This is a genomic window from Acinetobacter sp. YH01004, from assembly GCF_013420455.1.
Lineage (GTDB): Bacteria > Pseudomonadota > Gammaproteobacteria > Pseudomonadales > Moraxellaceae > Acinetobacter > Acinetobacter towneri.
In genome coordinates, this window is record NZ_VOXZ01000002.1 from 169,882 (window position 1) to 192,063 (window position 22,182).

At 41.3% G+C, this 22,182-nt stretch carries 21 protein-coding genes and 1 tRNA gene; 4 read left to right on the plus strand and 18 right to left on the minus strand.

Annotated features, from left to right (window positions below; translation table 11 throughout):
• Positions 1 to 156: 156 nt before the first annotated feature.
• The 4 genes from FTT71_RS01245 to uvrB all read right to left on the minus strand — a co-directional run bounded on the left by FTT71_RS01245 (position 157) and on the right by uvrB (position 5,778).
• Positions 157 to 1,614 (minus strand): glyceraldehyde-3-phosphate dehydrogenase, encoded by a 1,458-nt coding sequence (locus tag FTT71_RS01245; RefSeq protein ID WP_004971695.1) that lies wholly within the window; start codon positions 1,612 to 1,614, stop codon positions 157 to 159.
• A 265-nt stretch (positions 1,615 to 1,879) separates the two neighbouring features.
• Positions 1,880 to 2,803 (minus strand): EamA family transporter RarD, encoded by a 924-nt coding sequence (gene rarD, locus FTT71_RS01250; protein ID WP_154320882.1) that lies wholly within the window; start codon positions 2,801 to 2,803, stop codon positions 1,880 to 1,882.
• 177 nt (positions 2,804 to 2,980) lie between these two features.
• Positions 2,981 to 3,580, minus strand: a complete 600-nt coding sequence (locus FTT71_RS01255; protein ID WP_004971700.1) for a lipocalin family protein — start codon at positions 3,578 to 3,580, stop codon at positions 2,981 to 2,983.
• Between the two features lie 170 nt (positions 3,581 to 3,750).
• Positions 3,751 to 5,778, minus strand: coding sequence for an excinuclease ABC subunit UvrB (gene uvrB / locus FTT71_RS01260; RefSeq protein WP_104851763.1), 2,028 nt, complete (start codon positions 5,776 to 5,778; stop codon positions 3,751 to 3,753).
• Positions 5,779 to 6,030: 252 nt separating this feature from the next.
• Here uvrB and FTT71_RS01265 point away from each other — a divergent pair, with 252 nt between their 5' ends.
• Positions 6,031 to 6,819 (plus strand): hypothetical protein, encoded by a 789-nt coding sequence (locus FTT71_RS01265; RefSeq protein ID WP_004971705.1) that lies wholly within the window; start codon positions 6,031 to 6,033, stop codon positions 6,817 to 6,819.
• 57 nt (positions 6,820 to 6,876) lie between these two features.
• Here the strand turns inward: FTT71_RS01265 and FTT71_RS01270 are convergent, their stop codons facing one another.
• Positions 6,877 to 7,056 carry a hypothetical protein gene (locus FTT71_RS01270; protein ID WP_004971707.1) on the minus strand — a complete coding sequence of 60 codons (180 nt, stop codon included), beginning with the start codon at positions 7,054 to 7,056 and terminating at the stop codon, positions 6,877 to 6,879.
• A 218-nt stretch (positions 7,057 to 7,274) separates the two neighbouring features.
• Here FTT71_RS01270 and FTT71_RS01275 point away from each other — a divergent pair, with 218 nt between their 5' ends.
• Positions 7,275 to 8,510 carry a pyridoxal phosphate-dependent aminotransferase gene (locus FTT71_RS01275; RefSeq protein WP_004971708.1) on the plus strand — a complete coding sequence of 412 codons (1,236 nt, stop codon included), beginning with the start codon at positions 7,275 to 7,277 and terminating at the stop codon, positions 8,508 to 8,510.
• 195 nt (positions 8,511 to 8,705) lie between these two features.
• Here the strand turns inward: FTT71_RS01275 and FTT71_RS01280 are convergent, their stop codons facing one another.
• Both FTT71_RS01280 and FTT71_RS01285 read right to left on the minus strand, forming a co-directional pair.
• Entirely contained in the window at positions 8,706 to 9,533 is an 828-nt protein-coding gene (locus FTT71_RS01280) for a DMT family transporter (protein ID WP_180051606.1), read from the minus strand.
• 124 nt (positions 9,534 to 9,657) lie between these two features.
• Positions 9,658 to 10,116, minus strand: a complete 459-nt coding sequence (locus FTT71_RS01285; protein ID WP_179990066.1) for a hypothetical protein — start codon at positions 10,114 to 10,116, stop codon at positions 9,658 to 9,660.
• Positions 10,117 to 10,366: 250 nt separating this feature from the next.
• On the opposite strand from FTT71_RS01285, the gene FTT71_RS01290 reads away from it, so the two are divergent.
• Positions 10,367 to 10,442, plus strand: a tRNA-Asn gene (locus FTT71_RS01290).
• 281 nt (positions 10,443 to 10,723) lie between these two features.
• Here FTT71_RS01290 and FTT71_RS01295 read toward each other — a convergent pair.
• The 11 genes from FTT71_RS01295 to FTT71_RS01345 all read right to left on the minus strand — a co-directional run bounded on the left by FTT71_RS01295 (position 10,724) and on the right by FTT71_RS01345 (position 20,174).
• Positions 10,724 to 11,377 carry a tRNA-(ms[2]io[6]A)-hydroxylase gene (locus tag FTT71_RS01295; RefSeq protein WP_004971715.1) on the minus strand — a complete coding sequence of 218 codons (654 nt, stop codon included), beginning with the start codon at positions 11,375 to 11,377 and terminating at the stop codon, positions 10,724 to 10,726.
• A gap of 39 nt (positions 11,378 to 11,416) precedes the next feature.
• Positions 11,417 to 12,142, minus strand: a complete 726-nt coding sequence (gene pdxJ, locus FTT71_RS01300; RefSeq protein WP_026438307.1) for a pyridoxine 5'-phosphate synthase — start codon at positions 12,140 to 12,142, stop codon at positions 11,417 to 11,419.
• Positions 12,143 to 12,153: 11 nt separating this feature from the next.
• Positions 12,154 to 12,867, minus strand: coding sequence for a DNA repair protein RecO (locus FTT71_RS01305; RefSeq protein WP_180060816.1), 714 nt, complete (start codon positions 12,865 to 12,867; stop codon positions 12,154 to 12,156).
• Positions 12,868 to 12,881: 14 nt separating this feature from the next.
• Positions 12,882 to 13,076: an NF038104 family lipoprotein gene (locus FTT71_RS01310; RefSeq protein ID WP_154320888.1), complete on the minus strand. Its 195-nt coding sequence runs from the start codon at positions 13,074 to 13,076 to the stop codon at positions 12,882 to 12,884.
• Positions 13,077 to 13,098: 22 nt separating this feature from the next.
• Positions 13,099 to 14,127, minus strand: a complete 1,029-nt coding sequence (gene era, locus FTT71_RS01315; protein WP_218618915.1) for a GTPase Era — start codon at positions 14,125 to 14,127, stop codon at positions 13,099 to 13,101.
• Positions 14,124 to 14,825, minus strand: coding sequence for a ribonuclease III (rnc, locus tag FTT71_RS01320; protein ID WP_004971722.1), 702 nt, complete (start codon positions 14,823 to 14,825; stop codon positions 14,124 to 14,126). Before rnc ends, era begins: the two co-directional genes overlap by 4 nt.
• Positions 14,797 to 15,168: a DUF4845 domain-containing protein gene (locus FTT71_RS01325; protein WP_004971723.1), complete on the minus strand. Its 372-nt coding sequence runs from the start codon at positions 15,166 to 15,168 to the stop codon at positions 14,797 to 14,799. The genes rnc and FTT71_RS01325 overlap by 29 nt, the downstream gene beginning before the upstream one ends.
• Before the next feature lie 24 nt (positions 15,169 to 15,192).
• Positions 15,193 to 16,020 carry a signal peptidase I gene (gene lepB / locus FTT71_RS01330; protein ID WP_004971724.1) on the minus strand — a complete coding sequence of 276 codons (828 nt, stop codon included), beginning with the start codon at positions 16,018 to 16,020 and terminating at the stop codon, positions 15,193 to 15,195.
• 21 nt (positions 16,021 to 16,041) lie between these two features.
• Positions 16,042 to 17,859: a translation elongation factor 4 gene (gene lepA, locus FTT71_RS01335; protein WP_004971725.1), complete on the minus strand. Its 1,818-nt coding sequence runs from the start codon at positions 17,857 to 17,859 to the stop codon at positions 16,042 to 16,044.
• 309 nt (positions 17,860 to 18,168) lie between these two features.
• Positions 18,169 to 18,624 carry a thioesterase family protein gene (locus tag FTT71_RS01340; protein WP_004971726.1) on the minus strand — a complete coding sequence of 152 codons (456 nt, stop codon included), beginning with the start codon at positions 18,622 to 18,624 and terminating at the stop codon, positions 18,169 to 18,171.
• Positions 18,625 to 18,791: 167 nt separating this feature from the next.
• The gene (locus tag FTT71_RS01345) at positions 18,792 to 20,174 is read right to left on the minus strand and encodes a Do family serine endopeptidase (protein ID WP_131261155.1); all 1,383 of its coding nucleotides are present in this window, start codon (positions 20,172 to 20,174) and stop codon (positions 18,792 to 18,794) included.
• Between the two features lie 331 nt (positions 20,175 to 20,505).
• Between FTT71_RS01345 and nadB the strand changes: the two genes are divergently transcribed.
• Positions 20,506 to 22,140: an L-aspartate oxidase gene (gene nadB, locus FTT71_RS01350; protein ID WP_154320890.1), complete on the plus strand. Its 1,635-nt coding sequence runs from the start codon at positions 20,506 to 20,508 to the stop codon at positions 22,138 to 22,140.
• The last annotated feature ends 42 nt before the right edge of the window (positions 22,141 to 22,182 follow it).

Here is a 22,182-nt window from a genome sequence, read left to right on the forward strand (position 1 = left end):
CTACTTACTTTTTAGCATAGACTTTATTTTGGTAAGTTTAGGATAGCGTATTAGGTGGAAATTTCAACACTCATCCTTATATTTAAGAATGAAATAAATGCAAAAAAAAGAGCTTCATTTGAAGCTCTTTTTGATTTTAAATTCTGTATCTACAAATTATGCATTTGTTTCAGCAGGAACTTTAGGATAGCTTACGCCGCCCATTTGTTCAGCAATACGCAATACTTGGCAGCTATAACCCACTTCGTTGTCATACCAAACGTAAGCAGTTAAACGGTTGCCTGAAGTAATGGTTGCTTGCGCATCAAATACACCTGCAGTACGCGAACCAATGAAGTCACTTGAAACCACTTCAGTCGAGTTGGTATAACCAATTTGACCTTGAAGATTAGAGTGAATTGAAATTTGACGAATGTATTCGTTCACTTCTTCGCGATCTACTTCTTTCTCAAGCGTTAAGTTCAAGATTGCAAGTGATACGTTTGGCGTTGGAACACGTACAGAGTTACCTGTTAATTTACCTTGTAATGCAGGCAATGCTTTCGCCACTGCTTTTGCTGCACCTGTTTCGGTAATAACCATGTTTAATGTTGCTGCACGACCACGACGATCTGCCTTGTGATAGTTATCAATCAAGTTTTGGTCGTTAGTGAATGAGTGAACAGTTTCAACGTGACCATTCACAACGGTGTACTTGTCATGCAACACTTTTAAAGTTGGTGTAATCGCGTTTGTTGTACAGCTTGCCGCAGAAATGATGGTATCTTCATCAAGAATGTCAGCTTGGTTAACACCGTAAACCACGTTTTTCATGTCACCTTTACCAGGTGCAGTTAAAATTACGCGTGCAGCGCCTGGGCATTGAAGGTGTTGTGCAAGACCTTCTGCATCACGCCATTTACCTGTGTTGTCAATCACCAATGCATTGTTGATGCCATAAGCCGTATAGTCTACTTCAGATGGGTTAGACGCATAGATCACTTTAATGAAGTTACCATTTGCGATAATTGCTTCATTTTCTTCATCTACAGAAATAGTGCCTGCAAATGGACCATGAATAGAGTCGCGACGCAATAAAGACGCACGTTTTTCTAAATCACCATCAGATGATTTACGTACCACAATTGCTTTAAGGTTTAAGCCACGGCCAAGACCAGATTGACCAATGATTAAACGCGCAAGGATACGACCAATACGACCAAAACCGTAAAGTACAACATCTTTGCTTTCTACAGTTGTTGGATTGCCCGCTAAAGATTTCACAGCGTCTGCAACAAATGCATTTACATCGCCGCCTTTTTCTTTATATTCAACAGCAAGTTTACCTAAGTCGATTTCTGCTGAACCGATGTTGTCTACTTTTGCCAAAGCTTCAAGCAATGGGAAAGTGTGAACAACTGAAAGTTCTACGTCCATCATACGAGTACGACGGTGTGCTTTCAAAATTTGAATCACAGAACGGTTAACTAAAGAACGACCAAAAACTGAAACCATGATATTTTTTTCACGGTACAACTGACCGAGTAAAGCAATCATACGTTCCGCGATTTCTTCACGGTTTTTCCAGCGACCTTGGTGCTCTGCGTGTAGGGCGATGATAGTCTCTTTGCTCACAGATACGTCCTCTAATTAATTGTATATCTAGGCATGAATTTCAAAACCCGATAATTGTAATGGAATTGTCGTCAAGATTGAATCAAAAGCTGGTACTGACCCGACTATTTTCCTATATATTCACTATAAATTCATAAAATAGTTGTAATTATTTTTGTGATTTTAGTTTTTTCAACAAAAGTTCAATTTTTTAGAAGAAAAAGAGGATGATGCCAAACTCGATTATCCTCTTGGAAATTTGAATATCTCACCACAGCGACGGCTTTTATTGTCCAGATGACTGTTGAATCTTCTGCTGTAAATCTTGCTGATTCATTTTTTGTTTTCTTAAATGCAAACACCCTTCAACCACCAATAATGCAACTGCCAACCAAATTGGGATATAAGTCAGCCATTCCCCTGCTTCAACTCGTTCACCTAACAACATAGACACAAAAGCCAACAGCACAGGTTCTAAATAACTCAGTAAACCAAAAATCACAAAAGGCAAATGGCGGCTGGCCAAAATATAACTGCCAAGTCCCAATGCACTTAAAAAGCCCAATCCAAGTACCGACCAAATTAAATATGGAAAAGCTGCGATGACATTTACACTGTCACTATAATAAAAGCCTAAATATACCGCGACAGGAATAACTAGCAGTAAATCCCACCAAAACCCGCCCAAGTGATCGGTTTGAAAGACCCGACGTAAAAAGAAATATAAAGGATAGGCAAATGCCACATATAAGGTTTCCCACGCCACCGTGCCAATGCGCCAGATTTCATGACTGACACCTAGCACGGCTAAGGCAACTGCTGCCATCTGCCAAGTCGATAACTTTTCTTTATATAGCACACAGCCAAGCAAAACCATGATCAAAGGCAATAAGAAATAACCCAAAGAAACCTGCAAACCACGCCCGTTAATCGGCCCCCACAAAAATAACCACAATTGCGTAGTGCATAAAAAAGAACTAAAAATCAGCCAAAGTATGAATTGTGGTTGTTGTTTGAGCCGCTGAAAAATCGCGGAAATATGTTTTAAATCTCCCGACCACCACATAAACAAAGTTAGGAATGGCAAAGTTGCCAACATACGCCACGCAAAAGTTTCTTCGCTGTCTAAAGGTTTGAGTAATTGGGTATAAAAATACAGCACCCCAAAAGTGACCGATGCTAAAACCGATAGTGCAATGCCTTTATACATCCGACTCTCCCCTATATCAGTCGGCATTATACTCATATATACGTTGTTTTAGAGATTGATCGAATGTTCAAAATTTAAAATGACAGGATATAAAAAACCACGCAGCTTTTGCGTGGTCAATTGGTCTGCATACGTTTGTCTGCTTATATCTATAAGTAGCTCTGGAGCTGCTGCAACTTAGTCTGACTTTTTAGTTTGCGTATGTCTGGTATAAATCACATCACTTAAGTCATAACCGAGTGATTTGGCATAGTTCAGATATTCAGTCACGACAGCCTGATCAGGATGCGGCGTACGTGAAAGTACCCATAAATATTTACGGCGTGGTTCACCCACCAAGGCAGTTTGATAGTCATCATCTAGCTTTAACACCCAATAATCACCACGCCCTACAGGCAACCAACGAATGACTTCAGGTAAAAAGCTAACTTTGAGTTTGCTGTTAAAAGGCGCATTTTGTACAAAAGCTTCGCCCAAAGCACGCATTTGTTTGCCATCTTTTGCAATACAACGGTTATCCACCTGCACATTGCCATTTTCATTCAATGTATATGCTGCTGTTACATTTGAACCGCATTTGTTTTGGAAATATAAAGGCTTTCTTGCAACCTCATACCAAACGCCTAAATATTTATCTAATTCGACTTTTTCTACCGTTTTCATCGGTTCATTGGTTTTGGAATATGCCATAGTCGCAGCACCCAAACCAATCAGCACCACACCACCAAGGGCAATTTTGGCAAGTCGCGCACCTGCAAACGGAAGTTTTTTAGCCATTGTCCCAACCTCTAAACTCTAATGTTCAGTCAATTTTGTTTATCTTCTTCAAAAATAACCGCAAGCATTTCAATTTACTGTATGGATATGTAATTTTTGCAACTCAAATTTTACATAGCAAGTTTAGTATGCAAACTCGCACTTACACTGACAGTGCAATTCGCCCCAATTTAGCCAGATTGCAACATTTGCGCTTTTAAACGCAAAATTTCATCACGTAAACGAGCCGCTTGTTCAAATTGCAGTTCTTTAGATGCTTTCAACATCTCTTTTTCAAGTTTGGCAATATGTTTGGCATACAGTTTAGGATCAGCCAAAATGTGCTGTTCATCGTCACTTAAAGCACGGCTTTGTGCATTGATTTTTTCATCAATTTGCTCATCGTTCAGCACTTCACCTGTGTCGATTTCTTTAATCACCTGACGCACTGCACTACGTGGAGTAATGCCGTGCAATTCATTAAATTCAATTTGTTTGGCACGACGACGCTCTGTTTCATCTATCGCCTTTTGCATTGAATCGGTAATGCGATCTGCATATAAAATTGCTTTACCTTTCAAGTTACGTGCTGCACGTCCAATGGTTTGAATCAACGAACGTTCTGAACGTAAAAAGCCTTCTTTGTCGGCATCTAAAATTGCCACTAAAGACACTTCAGGCATGTCTAAACCTTCTCGTAACAGGTTAATGCCAACCAAGACATCATGCACGCCTGTACGTAATTCGTGAATAATTTTGACGCGTTCTACGGTATCAATATCAGAGTGTAAATAAGCCACTTGAATGCCGTATTCTTTTAAATACGAGGTCAAATCTTCAGCCATGCGTTTGGTTAAAGTGGTGACCAACACCCGCTCATTCAATTCTTTACGCAAATTGATTTCAGACAGCACATCATCCACCTGCGTTAACACAGGACGAATTTCAATTTCTGGGTCAATCAATCCTGTTGGACGCACCACTTGCTCTACAATTTGTTGCGATTTTTCCAACTCATATTGTGCAGGTGTAGCGCTCACATAAATTGTGGATGGGACGATGCGCTCCCATTCTTCAAATTTCATTGGACGGTTGTCTAACGCACTAGGTAAACGGAAACCATAATTCACCAAGTTTTCTTTACGTGATCGGTCACCTTTATACATCGCGCCAATTTGCGGAACGGTCACGTGCGATTCATCAATAATCAGCAAGGCATCATCAGGTACATAATCAAACAAAGTGGGCGGTGCTTCGCCTGCAGGTCGTCCAGACAAATGTCGTGAATAGTTTTCGATGCCGTTGGTATAGCCCAATTGCTGCATCATTTCTAAATCATAGCGGGTACGTTGTTCTATGCGCTGCGCTTCTAGCAATTTGTCATGTTCGCGAAAAAACACCAAACGCTCTTTTAGTTCTTCTTTAATGGTACCAATCGCACGTTCCAAATTATCCTTAGGCGTAACATAGTGACTTTTAGGATAAATAGTCACGCGCGGCACTTTACGCACCAATTTGCCTGTTAATGGATCAAACCAACGAATCGAATCGACTTCATCATCAAATAATTCTATGCGAATAGCATGCTGATCAGATTCAGCAGGGAAAATATCTAAAATTTCACCACGAATACGGTAAGTACCGCGCAAAAACTCTAGCTCATTACGGCTATATTGCATTTCCACCAAACGACGGATCAAATCATCACGATTCACCCGATCACCTTGCACCACATGCAGCAACATGCTCATATAAGCATTGGGGTCACCCAAACCGTAAATTGCAGATACCGATGCGACAATAATGGCATCACGACGCTCTAGCAAAGCACGTGTGGCCGAGAGTCGCATTTGGTCAATATGATCATTAATAGCCGCATCTTTTTCAATAAAAGTATCGGAAGATGGTACATAGGCTTCAGGCTGATAATAGTCATAATAACTGACAAAATATTCGACTGCGTTGTTCGGAAAGAACGCTTTAAACTCACCATACAACTGCGCTGCCAGCGTTTTGTTATGTGCCATGACAATGGTCGGACGCTGTGTTCTGGCAATCACATTGGCCATGGTATAAGTCTTACCTGAGCCTGTAACCCCAAGTAATAGCTGATCATGATAGCCCTGTTCTATCCCTTGAACCAATTTTTCAATGGCTTGTGGTTGGTCACCCGCAGGTTGATAGTTGGTGACTAAATCGAAAGGTTGCTTATCACTCACAAATGCAGCTCTCAGGTTTGATGCGACCTAATATTTTAGCAGATTTGCCTACACTCAGGACATCCGAATATGTTGTGGCGATGTTGCGTAGCTACAAAGCCATTGCTCGGTTTTAATTCTGTATTGGACGCTGTTAGAACGAAGATGTGCTACGACTAAATTGAGCACGGGGAAACTGCTTTAAGACTTGACCCACTGGCTATTCAAAGGCAACATGAAATTTCAGGACGACAACCATAAAAGCACACATTCATGACTTACCAATATCACGACGAATCAATTATCAAAAGCCTCCCTGAAGATACTGTTTTCGTATTTGGCAGTAACATGGCAGGACAACATGCAGGTGGTGCAGCACGAACAGCCAAAGAATTTTTTGGTGCCGTTGAAGGCGTCGGGCGCGGTTGGGCAGGACAAAGTTTTGCCATTCCAACCATGAATGAACATTTACAACAAATGCCACTATCGCAAATTCAGCACTATGTGGATGACTTTAAAATCTATGCCAAAAACCATCCTAAAATGAAGTATTTTTTAACTTCAATTGGTTGTGGTATTGCAGGTTATACGGTTGAAGAAATTGCCCCTATGTTTAAAGGCATTGCCCATAATGTGATTTTTCCTGCGTCGTTTCGTCCTTTTGTCGAAAAAGCATTGCCTAAACTAACGCAAAAATTACTACACACCATTTACCGTGATTCTGTGATTTTTACCCCTGCCACCGATGAATTAATTGAAGTCTTGGCATTGAGCGATAATGAAAAAGCCTTGGCTAAAATCATATTGAATACACAAATGTACCCAACTGACAGCAATGGGCGTGATCGGGTCTTTGAAATTCAGGATATTTTGCACAACTTAAATGGTAAGGTATTCGAGTTCCAAAATAATTCAGAAGGCCCAATGCTATTTGGTGCAGCGATTTTGGCTTTATTGGAATTGTATAATATCAACGAGCAAGATTTTAGCGATGTATGGCATGGCGTACGTGAAATCTCGCCGCCAAAACCTGCCAACAAAGCGCGTAAGCATGTTCGTTAATTTCAATACTTTTAAATCCCCATCAATAAAAAATGCCACGTAATTGTGGCATTTTTTTTAGCGCTTACCCATCGAACGACGAGTACCACGTGGCGGTGGCCAAGTCTTATCCGCATATTGCTCAGGTTTAGGACGCACCGAATTATGTACCGCCTGATCATTATCCTGCGCTGTGTTTGGCATTGGGAATGGGAGATTCACCAATGGTTTTTTTGAAGTAGGCTGCTGCTTACTCATGACCATCACTCTTATAAAATTTGGACTATTTTAAAGTTTTTTGCCGCCCGATGCGAGAAACTTCCACCTCACAGCAGTTTTAATCACGATTTCATAGGAAATTGGTCTAATTTGGTGATTTTTTATTAATTTGATGCAATTTTAAACGACGCAGACATCGAATTTAGGCTAAGATAATATGCTTTTTATTTTTTTATCCCTATAAGAAGGAATATGCCGTGGACGTACGTCTCTCTGATCGTGTCAATGCCATCAAACCGTCCCCAACACTTGCAGTAACCAATAAAGCCGCTGAACTTAAAGCTGCGGGTCATAACGTTATTGGTTTGGGTGCAGGTGAACCGGATTTCGATACACCACAACACATCAAAGATGCAGCTATTGCAGCAATTAATAACGGTTTTACAAAATATACTGCTGTTGACGGTACGCCTGGTCTTAAAAAAGCCATTATCGCAAAATTAAAACGTGACAATAATCTTGACTACCAAGCGAACCAAATTTTGGTGTCTTGTGGTGGTAAGCAATCATTCTTTAACTTGGCGTTGGCTTTGTTAAACAAGGGTGATGAAGTGATTATCCCTGCACCGTTCTGGGTAAGCTATCCAGATATGGTGATTATTGCTGAAGGCGTGCCAGTCATTGTGGAATGTGGTGAAGAACAACGTTTCAAAATCACGCCTGAACAATTAGAAGCTGCGATCACTGACAAAACACGTTTAGTGGTGTTAAACAGCCCATCTAACCCTACAGGTATGATCTACACCAAAGCTGAATTAGAAGCTTTGGCTGCTGTACTACGTAAATACCCTGAAGTATTCATTGCATCTGACGATATGTATGAACCAATCCGTTGGGATGATGAGTTCTATAACATCGCGACAGTTGCACCAGACCTTTATGACCGCACAATCGTATTAAACGGTGTGTCTAAAGCTTATGCAATGACTGGCTGGCGTATTGGCTATGCAGCGGGCCCTGCTAAACTAATTGGTGCGATGAAGAAAATTCAATCTCAATCGACTTCTAACCCAACTTCTATTTCGCAAGTTGCTGCAGAAGCTGCATTGAACGGCCCACAAGACGTACTTGAGCCAATGGTTGAAGCATTCAAACGCCGTCACGACTTAGTTGTAAATGGTTTGAATGACATCAAAGGTATTTCTTGCTTACCTGCAGATGGCGCATTCTATGCGTATGCAAACATCAAACCATTGATTCGTGCGAAAGGCTTAAAATCTTGCACAGAATTCTCTGCTTGGTTATTGGAAGAAACTGGTGTTGCCGTTGTTCCTGGTGATGCGTTCGGTTTAGGCGGTTTCATGCGTATTTCTTATGCAACTGCAGACGAAGTGCTTGTAGATGCGCTTGCACGTATCAAAAAAGCAGCAGAATCAATTGAAGGTGTAGATGAAGCGATTGCTTCAATCGAAGCTGAAAAAGCTGCCAAATAATCTAAACCTGTTTAGATGAACAAAACCCACGATTGAATCGTGGGTTTTTGTTTTAATTACGTTTTTTCACTCACTATTTCCCCTTCTTTCTGAGGAGAGAGATCACAAACAACGCATTAAAAAAGCCTCACAATCATTTCTTGATAGATATAAGAAATTCAATAAAAGACCAAACCCGCTGCAATCTAAACGGTTTTATACACGTGGTTTAGTTAAAATCACCATCAAAATACCACATAACACAATCAAGGTTGCCACGACCTTCAACAGGGTGAGTTGTTCGCCTAGAAAAATTACACCGCCTAAAATCGCCAAACACGGCACAGAAAGTTGCACAGTACTTGCGGTAATGTGATCAATTTTTTTCACAATGCTGTACCACAACACATACGCTCCAGCCGAAGCCAATGCACCCGACAAGACCGCCAAAACCACCCCCTGCCAAGTGATAAAACTTTCGGGTAAATACCAAAGAAAAAATACAGCAACAAGCGGAGTCGCCAGAATGAAATTAGACAGAGTATTAGTTAAAGCATGCTGCATCGTCTTTGCAGTAATGCTATAAAAACCCCATGCAATACCTGCCAGTAACATCATCAGCGCATATTTGAACGTTGGCGTACTGGCTTCAGGCAATAGCAACAAGCCCATCCCCAATACAGCACAGCCTAACCCGACCCAGCGCGGCAAAGTCATGCGCTCACCATGCAAAATTGCATAACTGATCATGGTGATTTGCACTGCGCCAAATAGAATCAATGCACCAATGCCTGCATCTATATGCAAATATGCCAACGAAAAACCGAGTAGATATACAGCAAGGCTTAATGCAGATTTCCATTGGAATTGAATTGGTTGTTGAACCTGCAAAACAGCATAGAATATGCCTAAGCACACTGCCCCACTGCCAACCCTGAGCAAACTAAAACTCATAGGGTCAATTTGCTGTTCAGCCAATGCCAAACGACACAGCAAAGAATTTGCAGCAAATGCGAGCATGGCAATGCATATTTTAATCCACACGGCTGAATATCCTTTTCAAGCTGTTCGCAAATTTTTATCGCAGTTTATAACACTATTTTGGTGCGAGTCATTTAACTCGATTCAATGCAAATCTATTTGGCTGGCAATGATCAATCATCATAGATTAAACACTGTTTTTCAACGCAGTAATCAGTTCTGATTTAGACACTGTAGGTTGAGATGTTCCTTTATATTCACATAAATAGCGAAAAGTAAAGTCTAATTCTACACGCAATTGTTTTTGTTCAGACACAGACCACACGCGTGAACGGTTACTCCCCGAAAGCGCGCTGCCCGCCAGTTGGTACAAATACAAATCATGATCACGCTGCAATGGTTTTTTTGTGCCGTTGTCTGGATGGTCTGAAAGCAATTGGCAGGTCGATTGAATGAGCCATTTTTCACTAAACCACAACTGCAATAAATCGCCCAAATACAAATCTTGAGGTGCCAAAGGCCAGACATGAATAAACGCGCCTTCTACAGCAGTGTAGTATTGTTCAGGCGTAGACAAGATAGAAAGATAATGTTCTTGATAATAAGAAAATTGAGAAAAAATGTCAGAAATGCTGAGCGTATTCATTCGCTTACTCCGATTTAGCCATTTTAGTGCTGGCAAGTTGGGTTAAATCCACACTGTTTAAGATGCTACTTAAACGCTTTGTTCTGTCACTCAGACTAACAACCGATTTTGTGTAACGCAAGTCTTGTGGGTGATTTTTTAATAAAATTTTGTTTTTTGTTCAAATAAAAAGCATATAAAGTCAAAATGAAAGAAACATGACAATTTATGCTTGACCCTTGCTTAAATCTGCTTATAATCGCATTCAGATTCTCCCATAGCTCAGTCGGTAGAGCGACGGACTGTTAATCCGCAGGTCCCTGGTTCGAGCCCAGGTGGGAGAGCCAAATTCTAAAAAGCCCAAGCATAACGACTTGGGTTTTTTATTGCCTAAAATTTATGGATGATGTGGTCTGTAAATAACCAAGCAGCGATTCATGCCTTAATCGTTCAAAAAGATGAATGTAACTGTTTTGGGCAATTCAGCTTAATGTAATTCCTAATCTTAGCCTTGATCATTTCTAAGTGACTTAGGCAACAATCCACAATCAAAATACCTAAGCAATAACTTGATTGATAAAAAAACGGAACCGAAGTTCCGTTTTCTATCTTAGATCATCTACAAGTTTTAAGCGGCTTGCACAGGCACACCACTATGAAAACGGAACAGATCATCTGGACTTAAAATAAGATTCTTTTCCACTTCACGTATATGCTGAATTCGCCCCTGAATATCTTCTTCAGGGTTTTTCAGTTTTGCTGTTTTTGCTACATCCAAAGCCAGTGCCAAATAATCTTCATAATGCCGTGATTCTGATTTCAGTAAATAACGGTAATACTTACCTAATTCTTCATCTACCAATGGCGCAAGCGCATAAAACCGCTCGCATGAACGTGCTTCTACAAAGGCACCTATCACCAAAACATCAATTAGTGCTTCAGGTTCATAGGTACGGATTTCTTTACGTAAACCGCCTGCATAACGCCCTGCACTTAAACCCTGCCACATTTGCCCACGCTTTGCCATGAACTCTAGCACCTGCTCATAATGCAGCATTTCTTCGCGTACCAACTGTGCCAGTTTGACCTGCAAATCGGTAAAAAAGCTGTAACGAAACATCAGATTCATGGCTGTGCCTGCTGCTTTTTTCTCACAGTTAGCATGATCTTGCATCAAAATATCTAAATTATTTAATGCTTCGTTCAACCATTCTTTGGGTGTTTCGCAGCCTAAAAATGCTATCACAGGCTGCATCAATTCATCATAATTTATGCTGGACATAACGTTTCAAATTTTATCTTTCAATTTTAAATATGCAGATTAACGCGCTGCATCAATCGCAGCTTTCATGCGTTTAACAGCCTGTTCCAAGCCGACAAATACAGCATCACCAATTAAAGCATGACCAATATTTAACTCATGGATGTGTTGAATAGCGGCAATTGCACCTACATTGTCCAAGTTCAAGCCATGCCCTGCATTAATCACTAAGCCACGGCTAGCTGCATATTCTACGCCCTGAACAATACGGGTCAATTCGGCTTGCTGTGCAGCTTCATTTTCTGCATTGGCATACGCGCCTGTATGAATTTCAATGGTCGGTGCACCACATGCAACGGCCGCATCAATTTGTGCAAGATCTGCATCAATAAACAGTGACACATCACAGCCAATTGCTGTTAATTCCTGAGTAGCGGCCTTAACTGCTGCAAAATTGCCTACTACATCCAAACCACCTTCAGTGGTTACTTCTTCACGGCGCTCAGGTACCAAACATACATGCTGTGGACGAATTTCTTTGGCAAACTCGATCATTTCTTCAGTAACTGCCATTTCCAAATTCATACGAGTTTTTAGCAACGGACGCATACGACGCACATCATCATCCTGAATATGACGACGGTCTTCACGCAAATGCAAAGTAATCCCCTCTGCACCCGCCTGTTCACAAACTAATGCGGCCTTCACAGGGTCTGGATAGTTCGTGCCACGCGCTTGTCTTAAAGTTGCCACATGGTCAATATTGACACCGAGTAAAGCCATAATAGGTTCCTACATTACGCTTGGGTTTGAGAATTCTGAATCCACAATTGGCGACTTTTTAAAGGTCGATCACCCAACAGTGAACTAATCATTTGTCGATACAGCCGAGACAGTAATTGTAACTGCTCTGGGTTAAAATCCCTACCTTTTTCATAGTCGCACATACTGAGGATCTGTGCGCCAAGCAAATTGGCTCGTGAAGCTTGTGTAGTAGGGATAAAACCATCATTCAGTTGAAAATGATAATGTAGATTGGGCTGAATCGGCTCTTGGTTCGCATCGACTGAAAAATCAATCGCATAGCCTAATTCTTCCAATAATGCATGTTCAAACTGACGTAAAATTTGTCTTAAAAATAGATTAGGATTTTCTTGACTAGATAAATGTTGTAAATGCGCCAAAGTCTGGTGATATTGCACAAAAGTTTCAGGCATTTCCACTTCGGTAGAACACAAGCGCAACACAATTTCATTTAAATAAAAGCCTGAAAAAAATGCATCACCAAAGAAAAAAACGGGTTGATTGACAATTTCCAGCTTAGTGAAATTTTTAAGGTCTGATTTTCCCGAAGCTTGTATGCGAATCGGTTGATATTGTGGCGGTGGCATTTGTCTTAAAATACCATCGACCCGCCCATGTTCGCGGGTAAACAAATGCACAATATGGCTACGTTCGCGGTATTTTCGATGATGGATTAAATAACCATGCAAGATTTCATTACGCATGATTGCGTCAATTAATCCTATTCTTTAGAGGATTCTTGTTTGGATTTTTCTTCGTCATCACCATCTGGAATGACAGCACCAACTACAGCAGCAGTGCCTTTCACCACACCTTTTGTGGTTTTGTAGGCGACTTTTACGGGAACTGTCACAACTTTGTGAATACAACCTTGCAAGACAAACATACATGCCACAATGGCCAACACTTTCATCATCACAGTTCCCTTTTCGTCAAACTTAGATATCACTATATCCTAAGCTTTTTAATGCACGTTCGTCATCAGACCAACCACCTTTGACTTTCACCCAAAGCGTTAACATGATTTTTTGCTCGAACATTTTTTCCATGTCGACCCGTGCATCCATACCAATTTTTTTCAGCTTCGCGCCTTTTTCACCAATCACAATGGCTTTTTGACCTGGGCGATCTACAAAAATAGTGGCATCAATATAGGTACATGGCGCTTTCATACGACCCGTTTTTTCATTTAAAACCGCATCTTCAGTTTTAAATGATTCGATTTGCACGGTTAAATCGTAAGGCAGTTCTTCGCCCAATTGGCGCATGATCTTTTCACGGATAATTTCAGATGCCAAGAAACGTTCTGAACGGTCTGTGATTTGATCTAGCGAGTACAACGGTGGCTGGAATGGCAAATAGCGTTCAATCGTGTCACGCAAATGATCTAGGTTCGCGCCGCGCAATGCCGATACAGGTACAATTTCGGCAAAGTTCATTAACTTGGCACGTTCTTGAATAATCGGCAAAGCCTGATTTTTATTCTCAAAAGTGTCGAGTTTGTTAATCACTAGAATCACTGGCATTTCTGCATTTTTCAGCTTTTCTAGGACTAACTCATCATTTTGCGTCCATTTTTGTGCATCCACCACAAACAAAACCAAGTTCACATCACGCAAAGCAGATGATGCAGCACGGTTCATCATTTTGTTGATGGCACGGACTTCTTTTTTATGCATCCCTGGTGTGTCTACAAACACAGCCTGAGATTTTTCACGTGAATCAATTCCCACAATTTTGTGACGTGTGGTTTGCGGTTTACGTGAAGTAATGGATAGTTTTTGACCCAATAAGTGGTTCATGAGGGTCGATTTACCCACATTCGGGCGACCAACAATCGCAACAAAACCACTGCGGAAATCAGATGGAATTTCAGTTCCCTGACCGCTAAAGAATTGGTTAATTAGGTCATTGGCGTCGTTATTCGACTCGTGATCAGCATCTACGTGATCGGAATGGATGGTCATTCAGACTTTTGCTCCAAGAATTTTAAAATATCTGCCGCAACTGCCTGCTCGGCAAAGCGACGGCTTGAACCTTCACCCTTCATTACAGGTAAGCTATCGACTCGGCATTCCACAATGAAATGCTGATTCGGTGCATCGCCCTGAATATCTACAACCTCGTAAACCGGGAGAGGTTTTTTACGTGCTTGTAAATACTCTTGTAAGCGTGATTTAGGGTCTTTGAGTTGATCAGTTGGCTCAATATGATCTAAATAAGGGCTGTACCATTTTAGCACAATCGTTTGCAGCAAATTCAAATCACCGCTATCGACATAAATAGCGCCAATAATCGCTTCTACGGTATCTGCCAGTATAGACTCACGATGATGACCGCCAGATTTCAATTCTCCCGTACTGAGAATTAAATTTTGGCTGAGCTTTAAATCATTGGCAATTTTGCCTAAGGCTTCCTGACGTACCAGTGTTGCCCGCATGCGCGTTAAACGCCCTTCATTTTCATGTGGATAAGCCACATATAAATAATTGGCAACAATCATTCCCAATAACGAATCGCCTAGAAATTCCAGACGTTCGTAATTGTGTTTATGACTCACCGAGCGGTGAGTCAAAGCCAGTTTAAGCAATTCAGGTTGCTTAAACTGATAACCGATTCGGCTGGCTAGACGGGTCTCATTTAGCTTGGACTGAGCTTTGATCAAAACTTTTCTCGAACTTCATTACAATATCAATATTCAATAAGAAAGGTTTTCTTATTTCATATTCTTTTTTCACTTCTAAACCATCTACGTTGGTCACTTGAGCTACATCTGCAAATTTAATATCGCGAATGTTGTTCATGCTTAAACGCTTGTCCATTTCACCAATAAACTTTTGTGGTGATAGGTTTTTTGGCCCATTCAACAATTGCTCTTCAATTTGATTGTCCAACATTCGATCATCGAAATATGGTCCCCAAACCGCAATTGCCACTTTTGCCATAAATGCAAAACCAATAATTGCAATTAAAATTGCAATATAGGATGCCCCTTGTTGATGACGCATTTTTTATTTTCCTAATCTGCTGTATTAATCAATTTTGCCGTTACGACTAAATGACGGCAAATTAAACCCAGGCTCTTTATGCATCCACACATAGAATGCACGACCTGTTAGGTTTTCCTCTGGTACAAAACCCCAAAAACGACTGTCAGCACTTTGATCGCGGTTATCCCCCATCGCGAAGTAATGACCTTCAGGTACTTTGACTTCCCAATATAAACCATTTTCTGCTGAATATTTACCATTGTCTACATAGTTCAGGAATGGTGCCTGACGCGCCACGTTTACACCTTCAAGCTCGCGCATGGTAAATGTATGCGCCCCTAAAGTTTCCTGATGGTAAATTGAAGTAGGTGTATCTAGACTGTCTTTTTCACGGCTAAACTGGATTGGGGTTTTCGTTACTTTCTCGCCATTAATGCTCAGCTGACCATGATCATAAACAATATGATCGCCTGGTAAACCGACAATACGCTTAATATAACTAATGCTTGGTTGTGGTGGATAACGGAACACCGCAACTTCGCCACGCTCAGGCGAACCCACATCTATAATTTTGCTGTTAATAATTGGCAAACGCACGCCATATTCAAACTTGTTCACCAAAATAAAATCGCCCGTTTCTAAGGTTGGCACCATAGAATCTGACGGAATATTAAATGGTTCATACAGGAATGAACGCAGTACCATCACCACTGCCAAAACAGGCCAAAAATCATAAGCCCATGTGATAATGAAGTTTTCATTGCCTCGCCCTTTCGTTGCTCTTTGCTTAAATACAAATTTATCGAGCAGCCACACCGCAATAAAAAATAATGTGGCAGGAACGAGAATCAAATTAAAATCAAAATCCATGGGTTTATTATCCTTATAATTTTAGCGTTCGACTTTAAGTACAGCTAAGAAAGCTTCTTGCGGGATTTCAACACTTCCCACTTGCTTCATACGTTTCTTACCTTCTTTTTGCTTGGCAAGTAGTTTCTTCTTACGAGAAACGTCACCGCCATAACACTTCGCAAGTACGTTTTTACGCATCGCTTTCACGGTTGAGCGCGCAATAATTTGTGCACCAATGGCAGCCTGAATAGCCACATCAAACATTTGACGCGGAATCAAGTCTTTCATTTTTTCAACCAAGGCAATACCACGGTGACGTGCATCCTGACGGTGACAAATCATCGCTAAGGCATCAACTTTTTCACCGTTAATCAGTACATCCACTTTAACCAAAGATGAACTTTCAAAACGCACAAAGTTATAATCTAACGATGCAAAACCACGTGAACATGACTTCAATTTATCAAAGAAATCCATCACGACTTCTGCCATTGGAATTTCAAAAGTAATAGACACTTGGTTACCCAAGAATTTCATGTCTTTTTGCACACCACGACGCTCAATACATAGGGTCATGACGTTACCCAAGTATTCTTGCGGCACTAAAATATGACATTCCGCAATCGGTTCACGCAAATCTTCTACAGTTGAACCATCAGGCATTTTAGATGGACTGTCGATATAAACCGTTTCGCCATTTTTCATCACAGCTTCATAAATAACCGTTGGAGCTGATGAAATTAGGTCTAAATCGTACTCACGCTCTAAACGCTCTTGTACGATTTCCATGTGCAACATGCCCAAGAAACCACAACGGAAACCAAAGCCTAAAGCATCTGAACTTTCAGGTTCAAAGAACAAAGCTGAGTCGTTAATTTGTAGTTTGTGCAAGGCTTCACGGAACGGTTCAAAGTCGCTGGCATCAATTGGGAATAAACCTGCATAAACCTGCGGCTTAACTTTTTTAAAGCCTGGTAAGGTTTCTACTTCTGGTGTAGTTGCGAGTGTGATGGTATCACCCACTGGCGCACCAAAAATATCTTTAATACCCGCAATAACAAAGCCAACTTCACCTGCTTCCAAAATACCTGTTTCGGTATGTTTTGGATTAAAAATACCAACTGAGGTAATAATGTGCGTTTGACCTGTCGATTTCATCAACATTTTATCGCCTTTACGCACGCGACCTTGCTTGATACGTACCAGCGACACAACGCCCAAATAGTTATCAAACCATGAGTCAATAATTAAGGCTTGCAATGGCGCATCACGATCACCTTGTGGTGCAGGAATGACATTCACCAAGGTTTCTAATACATTGTCGATGCCTAAACCTGTTTTAGCCGAACAGGTGGGTGCATCTTGCGCTTCGATACCAATAATTTCTTCAATTTCATGAATCACGCGCTCAGGTTCTGCCTGCGGTAAATCAATTTTATTCAGTACAGGTAAAACTTCTAAGCCTTGCTCAATTGCGGTATAGCAGTTTGCAACTGATTGCGCTTCTACCCCTTGTGCCGCATCGACTACCAATAGCGCACCTTCACAAGCTGCCAAAGAACGTGATACTTCATAGGAAAAGTCAACGTGTCCTGGGGTGTCAATGAAGTTTAACTGGTATTCCTGACCATTTGGATGGTTGTAGTATAAAGTCACTGAGGTGGCTTTAATGGTAATCCCACGCTCACGCTCAAGCTCCATAGAATCCAACACCTGAGCTTGCATCTCACGATCTTGTAAACCACCACAGGTTTGAATGAAACGATCTGCTAGAGTCGATTTACCATGGTCAATATGGGCAATGATCGAAAAGTTACGGATGTTTTTAATATCAACAGTTTTTTTAGCTTGCGCCATGGGTTACCTTGAAAAATAACACGCTCTGCACCTCAAAATTCATGCAGAGCAAAAGCCGAATAGAAATTGCGAAGGATTATAGCAGATGGATTTTTCAATGTATCCATAATAATGACTTCCTTTTGCAGCCTCACGCGTTTTTCTTTTTATTCGAGAGTTTCAGGCTTTTTATGCAGAGATGTGTGTCGTAATTAAAGTGAGAATTGAAGAATACTTCATGCTATTTGAAACAGGTGAATACCCTCTTTAACAACATCGACAGCAATAACATGCAGCAACTTTCAATGACGCTACACTTGGTGCTTCAACTCATCTTAATGAATCATACTCACTAAAATCCAACGGATTCACATCAGCAGCAAGGGGTTGATAGGCTTGCGTAAATGTCGGTGACATGCGTTTTGGACGACCTGTAGCAATTTCCACACAAGCCCATTGTGTATTGCCCATAAACAGCAGACTTTTATCTTGAGGGCGATAAAACGCATATTGGCGGAATGAATACAACGCATTCAAATCACTTAACCATGTACGCAAAATCAGCTCCTCACCTTCGAGTGCCGCTTTACGATATTGCACATGATGTTCCACCGCCACCATCGCATGTTTTAGTTTTAAGTATTCCAGCACCCCTAAACCTAATGTTTCGATATGTGCCGATGCTACATCCTGCATCCACTGCACATACACCACATTATTTACATGCCCTAAAATATCAATATGTTCTGGCTGTACGGTGATTTTTAAATCAAATATGCTGCTCATGTCATCCTTTTAACTAAAACGGCGATGTCGGTCTAGTCTAACAAAAATACCGAGTTACATAAAAAAGTCGCCCTAATTCAAGAGCGACTTCCTTAAAATAAGTGGCTATTTAAAGTTTAGCAAGATTCTAAATTTTAGATAGATTTACGATTTTATGCCACATCAACTTATTGAATACGCATGCCAATAATCGCACGTTGCCCTTGACGGATAATCACCACACGCGCAATTGTACCTTGTTTCAAGGTAGATACTGTTTCAACAAATTGGTTGGCATTTTGGATGGTGGTGTTATTCAGTTGCACAATCACATCACCTGGCATAATACGTGCCTGAGCTGCCGAACCACCACGACGCACTTCCTGAATCAACACACCGCCTTTAATATCTAATTGGCGTTGTTCTGCAACGCTTAAATCACGAATCGACACCCCTAAAACAGGGCCTTTGGCTGCGGTATCAGGGTTGTTTTTGGCAGGCGTGTCGTCAGGTGCTGTGCTCACCGTAGCGGTAATATTACGGCGTTTATCATCGCGTAATACTTCAAGCTGAATACTTTGATTTGGCACTGAACGGTTTAAATAGTTCAACAATTCAGACGTTCTGGAAATAGGTGTGCCGTTGTATTTAAGAATCACATCGCCCGCGCGCAAACCTGCACGTGCCGCAGGTGAGTTTGGTGCAACTTGAGTAATTAATGAACCTTCAGGCTTACTGAGTTTATAAGATTCTGCCAAATTGCGGTCAATATCTTGCAAACTCACCCCTAAATAAGAACGAGTCACTTTACCGTTACGCTTTAACTGATCGGCAACATCCATGGCAACATCAATAGGAATGGAGAATGACAAGCCCATATAACCACCCGTACCACTAAAAATACGGGAGTTCACGCCGACCACTTCACCGCGCTGGTTAAATAGTGGCCCGCCTGAGTTACCTGGGTTAAGCGCCACATCGGTCTGAATAAATGGCACTGAAGTTTCACCCATCATATTACGCATTTTGGCACTCACGATTCCTGCCGATGCAGAATAGTCAAAGCCAAATGGTGAACCAATCGCAAGTACAGGCTCACCTACACGTAATTGATCGACATTGCCTGTACGCAGTTCTGGATAACTGCTGCCCTGCACTTTTAATAACGCGACATCGGTACGTTCATCACTACCCACGACAGTTGCATCAAGTTCACGGCGGTCATTCAGTACAATGGTAACTTTAGAAGCATCTTCAACAACGTGGTGATTGGTTAAAAGGTATCCATCTTTACTGATAAAAAAGGCACTGCCGTAACCTGTTTTTTCTTGTGGAATTTGCTGTTGAGGAATAATCACTTGATTGCCAAAAAAACGGCGTAAAATTTCTGGAACTTGTTGTTGTAAGAGTTCTTCCTGACTCATTTTTTTGACAACATTGACACTCACCACCGCAGGACTAACCTGCTCAACCAAATTAGAAAAGTCTACTGGTGGTGCTGCTTGAGTCTGCACAGTTGCCATAGTAAAAACAGCCGCATATAAACCTTTTTTTAAGTTGCGATTTTTCATAAATAGCATTCACTCAATAATAATTATGACTTTGAACTCACCTTATTTAGCACAAAATAATAGGCTTTTGCGTAATAAAATGTTGAATCTTTTTCAATTACGGTTTGGCAGGCACTGTGGAGGATAGCTGAGATAGCATCTTATATTTGACCCATCAAAAATGATGCGCCAAAGTGCTATAAATGAAAAGCGTGGAATCGAATCACAATAAAAGTGGGATATTCCATAAAAGTTGCCAGTTTATTCTTTTTTTTCATTATTCAAATCCACTTCGCACTTGCCTTTTTCTGTAAAAAGGGGTGTCATTATCCAACTTTTTTCAAATTAGCTGATGGACATGCCTAATTTAAACACAACACATCAATTTGATGTGATTATTGTGGGAAGTGGTGGTGCAGGTTTGAGTTTAGCGCTCTCATTACCCCAGCATTTCAATATTGCCGTTTTGGCGAAATCTACCCTCACTGAAGCCAGCACCTTCTATGCGCAAGGCGGTGTCGCGGCAGTGCTTGATGAAACAGATTCAATTGAACAACACATAGATGACACTATGATTGCAGGTGCGCATTTATGTGAAATGGATGCCGTCAAACAAACCGTAGAAGGCGGCAAACCTTCGGTAGATTTTCTGCTGAGACAAGGTGTTCAATTTACTTTAGATGAACAAGAACAGTTGCACTTAACCCGTGAAGGCGGTCACTCACAGCGACGTATTATTCATGCAGCCGATGCAACAGGACGCGCAATTTCGACCACTTTAGTACAACGTGTCCAAGAACAGCAAAACATCACCATTTTTGAAAATTTTATTGCGATTGACCTAATTACCTCGCAAAAATTAGGTTTAAATGAAAGCAATCGCACTTTAGGCTTATATGCACTAGATGAAAAAACACAAAAAGTGCATAGCTTCCTTGCTCCGTTTACCGCACTTGCCTGCGGTGGTGCAATGAAAGCCTATCTATATACATCTAACCCAGACATTGCCACAGGTGATGGTATGGCCATGGCATACCGTGCAGGTTGCCGTGTGGCAAATATGGAGTTTAATCAATTCCACCCGACCTGTTTGTATCATCCCCAAGCACGTTCGTTTTTAATTACTGAAGCCATGCGTGGTGAAGGTGCATATTTGCGTTTACCCGATGGTGAGCGTTTTATGCTGCGTTTTGATGAGCGTGCAGAATTGGCGCCACGTGACATTGTAGCACGTGCGATTGACTATGAAATCAAACGCTTAGGTATTCGTCATGTGTGGTTAGACATCACCCATAAACCTGCAGAATTTGTGAAAGAACACTTCCCAACGCTGTATGCACGTTTACTGGAATTGGGCATTGATATCACTACCGATATGATTCCTGTTGTACCTGCTGCCCACTACACTTGTGGCGGAGTAATGGTGGATGAACATAGTCAAACCGATATTGCAGGTTTATATGCGATTGGTGAAACTTCTTATACAGGTTTGCATGGCGCTAACCGTATGGCAAGTAACTCTCTTTTAGAATGTTTTGTCTATGGAATGGCTGCCGCCAAACATATTGAAGCCCATTACACTGCAGATTATAGCTCGCCTGAAGTTCCTGCTTGGGATGATTCGCAAGTGACGAACCCTGACGAAGATGTGGTGATTTTACAAAACTGGGATGAGCTACGTGCAACCATGTGGAACTATGTCGGCATTGTACGCACCACTAAGCGTTTAGAGCGTGCCTTACACCGTATTGAAATGCTAAAACGTGAAATCACCGAGTATTATCAGGACTATCAAGTCAGTAAAAACTTGATTGAGCTGCGTAATTTGGTTCTGGTTTCTGAAATGATTGTGCGCTGTGCCATGCAACGCAAAGAATCACGTGGTTTACACTTCACGCTAGATTATCCAGAGCTTGCGCCTGAATTGCGTAAAACTGTGCTCATTCCACCAAATTTCCAAGTGGAAACTCCATTGGTGAATGAGTGATCTGATTGCTTGTTACACAACAGCATTTGCATAAAAGTATCT

Excerpts from the sequence above, each read along its gene's own strand:
- rarD (WP_154320882.1), bottom strand. The coding sequence starts at position 2,803 with ATGTATAAAGGCATTGCACTATCGGTTTTAGCATCGGTCACTTTTGGG.
- FTT71_RS01255 (WP_004971700.1), bottom strand. The coding sequence starts at position 3,580 with ATGGCTAAAAAACTTCCGTTTGCAGGTGCGCGACTTGCCAAAATTGCC.
- FTT71_RS01265 (WP_004971705.1), top strand. The coding sequence starts at position 6,031 with ATGACTTACCAATATCACGACGAATCAATTATCAAAAGCCTCCCTGAA.
- FTT71_RS01270 (WP_004971707.1), bottom strand. The coding sequence starts at position 7,056 with ATGAGTAAGCAGCAGCCTACTTCAAAAAAACCATTGGTGAATCTCCCA.
- FTT71_RS01285 (WP_179990066.1), bottom strand. The coding sequence starts at position 10,116 with ATGAATACGCTCAGCATTTCTGACATTTTTTCTCAATTTTCTTATTAT.
- FTT71_RS01295 (WP_004971715.1), bottom strand. The coding sequence starts at position 11,377 with ATGTCCAGCATAAATTATGATGAATTGATGCAGCCTGTGATAGCATTT.
- FTT71_RS01310 (WP_154320888.1), bottom strand. The coding sequence starts at position 13,076 with ATGATGAAAGTGTTGGCCATTGTGGCATGTATGTTTGTCTTGCAAGGT.
- era (WP_218618915.1), bottom strand. The coding sequence starts at position 14,127 with ATGACCATCCATTCCGATCACGTAGATGCTGATCACGAGTCGAATAAC.
- FTT71_RS01325 (WP_004971723.1), bottom strand. The coding sequence starts at position 15,168 with ATGCGTCATCAACAAGGGGCATCCTATATTGCAATTTTAATTGCAATT.
- lepB (WP_004971724.1), bottom strand. The coding sequence starts at position 16,020 with ATGGATTTTGATTTTAATTTGATTCTCGTTCCTGCCACATTATTTTTT.
- lepA (WP_004971725.1), bottom strand. The coding sequence starts at position 17,859 with ATGGCGCAAGCTAAAAAAACTGTTGATATTAAAAACATCCGTAACTTT.
- FTT71_RS01340 (WP_004971726.1), bottom strand. The coding sequence starts at position 18,624 with ATGAGCAGCATATTTGATTTAAAAATCACCGTACAGCCAGAACATATT.
- FTT71_RS01345 (WP_131261155.1), bottom strand. The coding sequence starts at position 20,174 with ATGAAAAATCGCAACTTAAAAAAAGGTTTATATGCGGCTGTTTTTACT.
- nadB (WP_154320890.1), top strand. The coding sequence starts at position 20,506 with ATGGACATGCCTAATTTAAACACAACACATCAATTTGATGTGATTATT.